Annotated in this window: 5 protein-coding genes; all 5 read left to right on the top strand. The window is 59.2% G+C overall.

From position 1 onward, the window contains the following. On the top strand, positions 1–656 hold a 656-nt coding region (gene uppS / locus AC1D0Z_RS15855; protein ID WP_477659180.1), incomplete at its 5' end, for a polyprenyl diphosphate synthase. Beyond that, entirely contained in the window at positions 656–1,516 is an 861-nt protein-coding gene (locus tag AC1D0Z_RS15850) for a phosphatidate cytidylyltransferase (protein ID WP_477659179.1), read from the top strand. The genes uppS and AC1D0Z_RS15850, both read left to right, overlap by 1 nt. A gap of 12 nt (positions 1,517–1,528) precedes the next feature. Beyond that, positions 1,529–2,716 (top strand): 1-deoxy-D-xylulose-5-phosphate reductoisomerase, encoded by a 1,188-nt coding sequence (ispC, locus tag AC1D0Z_RS15845; RefSeq protein WP_477659178.1) that lies wholly within the window; start codon positions 1,529–1,531, stop codon positions 2,714–2,716. 1 nt (position 2,717) lies between these two features. Further along, the gene (gene rseP / locus AC1D0Z_RS15840) at positions 2,718–4,106 is read left to right on the top strand and encodes an RIP metalloprotease RseP (RefSeq protein ID WP_477659182.1); all 1,389 of its coding nucleotides are present in this window, start codon (positions 2,718–2,720) and stop codon (positions 4,104–4,106) included. Between the two features lie 13 nt (positions 4,107–4,119). Then, positions 4,120–5,023, top strand: a 904-nt coding sequence (gene bamA, locus AC1D0Z_RS15835) for an outer membrane protein assembly factor BamA (protein ID WP_477659181.1), incomplete at its 3' end; no start/stop codon positions are given.

The raw sequence follows: 5,023 nt of genomic DNA, 5'->3' as shown, positions 1-5,023 counted from the left end.
CCCGCATCGCCGGMCACAAGCAGGGCGTTGATTCGCTCAGCCGCTGCGTTCAGGCCTGCCTGGACCGCGGCATCGGCGTCCTCACAGTTTTCGCCTTTTCTTCAGAGAACTGGAACCGTCCGGCCGAAGAGGTGTCGGGGTTGATGGAACTGTTGGCCTATTCCCTCTCCAAAGAAGTGCCAAGCCTGAATGCCAACGGTGTGCAGCTGCGTTTTGTGGGTGATCGACAGCGGCTTTCCGAAAAAGTTCAGGCAGGGCTGGCGCAAGCTGAGCTGGACACGTCAGCCAACCAGCGGCTGATATTTAACGTATGTTTCAACTATGGCGGGCGCTGGGATATTGCCCAGGCCGCGAGCAGGCTGGCCAGCCGGGGTGAAGCCATTACCGAGCTGTCGCTGGACAGGGAGATGGCGCTGGCGCACGTACCCGACCCTGATTTGTTGATTCGGACGGGCGGTGAGCTGCGGATCAGTAATTTTCTGCTGTGGCAGGCAGCCTATTCGGAACTGCATTTCTCCGACAAGCTGTGGCCTGAGTTTGACGAAGCGGCGCTGGACGAGGCGATTGCCGTTTTTCGCACCCGCGAACGGCGTTTCGGCAAGACCTCCGCGCAGGTCAGCGGCCGGAGCATCAACGAAAACACAAAGGCTGCCTGATGCTTAAACAGCGCGTGATCACAGCGATTGTCCTTCTGGCCATTTTGCTTCCAGCTCTTTTTTACAAGACGCCAGAACCCTTTTGTGCGGTAGCGCTGCTGCTGATTGCCGCCGGTGCCTGGGAGTGGGGCCGCCTGAATGCGTTCGGGCAGGTTGCCAGCCTGGGGCTCGCTGGCGTTTGTGTTGGACTTTGCGCGCTGGCATGGTACGGCGGCCTGCTTGCAAAGCCTCTCCCGTTTCTCTGGGCGGGTGCGGGCGCCGCATGGGTGCTTGCCGGCGGCTGGCTGCTGCGCAACGGTGTGGCCGGCTGGCCTCGCATACCCAAGCCCGTTCGCCTGTCAGGGGGCCTGGCAGCATTGCTGGTCGCGTGGCTGGCTGTGGCCCAGGCCCGTGTAGCGGGCATCGACTTTTTACTGTCCGTGCTGCTGCTGGTCTGGGTGGCCGACATCTTTGCCTACTTTGCAGGTCGCGCCCTGGGGGGGCGGTTCAGCAAGGGCAAGCTGGCCCCTTCGATCAGCCCTGGGAAAAGCTGGGAAGGCGTCTGGGGCGGAATGGCCGGTGTGGTGATGGTGGCGTTTGTCTGGGTATGGCTGGGTCGCGCGGGCATAGGTGGCGGTTTTTGGGCCGACAGCACGCTCTATAGCCGCTTGGCCGACCGTCACGGTATGGCCCTCATGCTGCTGGCAGTGATTTTTCTGGCCGCCATGAGTGTTGTGGGCGATCTGGTCGAATCCCTCATCAAACGCAGTGCCGGGGTTAAGGACTCCAGCGGACTGCTGCCGGGCCATGGCGGTGTACTCGACCGGGTCGATGCGCTGTTGCCCACGCTGCCCCTGGCAATGATGCTGGTTACCCTTTAGGCCTTGCTCCGTATGTCCTTTGAAAAGCAGCGTGTGACCGTTTTGGGCTCCACGGGGTCCATTGGTGTCAATACGCTTGATGTCATCGCCCGACACCCTGACCGCTTTGAGGTGTTTGCCCTCAGCGCGGCAACCCAAACRGACTTGATGCTGGCGCAGTGCGCACAATTCAAACCCCAATACGCGGTGATGGCCAGTGAGCCGCATGCCCGTTTGCTGGCGGAAAAGATCAAGGCAAATCAGCTTCCGGTCCAGGTTTTATGGGCGCAAGGCGCCCTCGAAATGATAGCGTCGCACGAGTTGGTGGATACCGTGATGGCCGCCATCGTGGGGGCTGCAGGCCTGGCGCCCTGCATGGCCGCAGCCAAGGCCGGCAAACGGCTTTTGCTGGCCAACAAAGAGGCTTTGGTGGTCGGTGGCGAGGTGTTCATGCAGGCCGTTCGCGACGGCGGGGCGAAGCTGCTGCCTATCGACAGCGAACATTCCGCCATCTTTCAATCCCTTCCCGAAGATCCCGCGACCTGGAACGAGCGGGTTGAAAAGATCATCCTGACTGCTTCTGGCGGTCCGTTTCGCACGCGCGAGGCCGCCAGCTTGCGCCATGTCACTCCCGACGAAGCTTGCGCGCACCCGAATTGGGYCATGGGCCGCAAGATATCGGTCGACTCGGCCACGATGATGAACAAGGCCCTGGAGGTTATTGAAGCGAAATACCTTTTCGGCCTCACGCCGGCGCAGATCGAGGTGGTGATTCACCCCCAGAGCATCATCCACTCCATGGTGCAGTACCGTGATACATCCGTGGTGGCGCAACTGGGGACTCCCGATATGCGTGTGCCTATCGCCTTTGGCCTGGCTTGGCCGGACCGGGTGGTTTCTGGGGCCAAGGCACTGGATTTCAGATCGCTGGCCACCATGACATTCGAAGTTCCGGACGATGACCGCTTTCCTGGGCTGCCGCTGGCGTGGGAGGTTCTCAATGCTGCGGTCGGTAGCACGGCAGTTCTCAACGCAGCCAATGAAGTCGCTGTTGCCGCGTTCCTGGACAAGCGGATCCGGTTTGACCATATTCACCGTGTAAATCATGCAACTTTGGAAGCTATCACCCTATCTCAGGTAACTGATATCGAAAGCCTGCTGGCACTGGATGAGCAAGCGCGCCGCGCGGCCGTTCAGATTGCCGGGAAACTGGACGCATGACATGTTGCTGACTCTGATCTCTTTCGTAGTGACCTTGGGCATCCTGATAGCGGTCCATGAGTACGGCCATTACCGTGTTGCGGTGGCGTGCGGGATCAAGGTTCTGAAATTTTCCATTGGATTTGGCAAGCCGATTTACACCTGGCGGCTGAAGGGCAAGTCCACGGATTTTTCCATTGGCATGCTGCCTCTTGGGGGCTACGTCAAAATGCTGGATGAGCGCGAGGCCCCTGTGGACCCCTCCGAACGCCATCTGGCTTTTAATACCCAGCCGTTGAGGTCGCGTGCCGCCGTGGTCGCCGCCGGCCCGGCCGCTAATTTGCTGTTGGCCATATTGCTGTACGCCATTGTTAACTGGAGCGGCCTGCAGGAGCCCAAAGCGATTCTGGCCAGCCCTGTAGCGGGATCGCTTGCCGAAAAGGCTGGATTGAACGGCGGGGAAACGGTTCAGCAGGCGGCTTTTGAAGGTGACGACCTGCAGGCCGTACTTTCTTTTGAAGACCTGCGCTGGAGGCTCACCCAAGGCGCCCTGGATGGCCGCGACCTCACCTTGGTGCTGGGCCGCGATGCTGAGGCGCCCGGGCAGACTGTGCGGCTGCCGCTCAGCAGGTTAGGTGCTCCCGAGGCAGACGCCGAGCTGTTCAGGAAGATCGGCATTCTCGGCCCCTGGACCCGGCCGGTGGTGGGGGAGGTTATGCCTGGGGGAGCTGCTGAAAAATCCGGCTTGCGTGCGGGTGATCTCGTTCTGCGTATTGGCGAGACGGCTATTATCGATGGGCAGCAGTTGCGTGAGGTGATCCGCATATCTGCCCGCGCAGCTGGTGAAGGTAAGGGTACAACCGGAGCCGTTATCCCGCAAACCTGGAAAATCGACCGCGCCGGGACACCGCTGGAGCTGCAAGTGACGCCAGAACTCAAACCGGTGAACGGGAGCCTGGTGCCCCGGATTGAGGCCTACGTAGGCGCCTTGCCGGAATTTGTCACGGTGCGCTATGGGCCCCTCGATGGTTTGTGGCAGGGTGCCGTTCGTACTTGGCAGGTTTCACTGCTCACGCTGCGGATGATGGGCAAAATGGTCATCGGCCAGGCCTCGCTTAAAAACCTGAGCGGCCCTCTTACCATCGCAGACTACGCCGGAAAATCTGCCAGTCTGGGCTGGAGCAGCTATTTGCTGTTTTTGGCTCTCATCAGTGTGAGCCTGGGCGTCCTGAATTTACTCCCGCTACCGGTTCTGGATGGGGGGCACCTGATGTATTATCTTTGGGAGGGGGTCACCGGCCGGGGCGTGTCTGACGCCTGGATGGACCGGTTGCAGCGCGGTGGCGTTGCTATCCTGCTGGGCATGATGTGCGTTGCCCTGTTTAACGATGTCACCCGGCTTTTGGGCTAATTCCTTACATTTCATGCAATATCAAATAAATCGCTTCAAAGTTCGTGCAGTTTGCGCTATCGCCGCCGGTCTTTTTGCAGCCAGTTCGGCGTGGGCCGTTGACCCTTTTACGGTGCGTGATATCCGGGTGGAAGGCTTGCAACGCGTTGAGCCCGGAACCATCTTTGCCTCTTTGCCTTTTCGGGTCGGTGAAACTTATAACGACGATAAGGGTTCCACCGCCATTCGCGCGTTGTTCGGGCTGGGCCTGTTCAAGGATGTGAGGCTGGAAGTCAGTGGCGACGTGCTGGTGGTGATCGTTGAGGAGCGTCCCACCGTTGCTGACGTGGACTTTGTGGGTGCCAAAGAATTCGACAAAGATGTGCTCAAGAAAGCGCTTCGGGAGGCAGGCGTTGCAGATGGCCAGCCATTCGACAAGGCGCTTGCTGACAAGGCAGAGCAGGAACTCAAGCGCCAGTACATCAACAAGAGTCTTTACGGTGTCGAGATTGTCACTACGGTCACCCCGATTGAGCGCAATCGGGTCAACCTGACCTTCAGCGTGATCGAAGGCGACGTTGCAAAGATCAAGGAAATCCACATTACGGGCAATAAGGCATTCAGCGAGTCGACACTCCTGAGTCTCTTTGACCTTGATACCGGTGGCTGGCTCAGCTGGTATACCAAATCTGATCGCTATTCGCGCACCAAGCTCAACGCCGACATTGAAACGCTGCGGTCTTACTATCTTTCCCGAGGCTACCTCGAGTTCAAGATTGACTCTACCCAGGTTGCGATTTCCCCGGACAAGCAAAGCATTGCCATCACCGTCAATGTGACCGAAGGAGAGCGCTTTGTGGTGTCGGGCGTCAAGCTCGAGGGTAATTACCTGACCAAGGAAGAAGAGTTCAAAACCCTTGTGAAAATCGAACCTGGCC

The sequence above is a fragment of the Polaromonas sp. P1_E3 genome, from assembly GCF_056405935.1.
The sequence above is the reverse complement of the archived record's forward strand: the minus strand, read 5'-3'. Positions and strand labels throughout refer to the sequence as shown.

Excerpts from the sequence above, each read along its gene's own strand:
- AC1D0Z_RS15850 (WP_477659179.1), top strand. The coding sequence starts at position 656 with ATGCTTAAACAGCGCGTGATCACAGCGATTGTCCTTCTGGCCATTTTG.
- rseP (WP_477659182.1), top strand. The coding sequence starts at position 2,718 with ATGTTGCTGACTCTGATCTCTTTCGTAGTGACCTTGGGCATCCTGATA.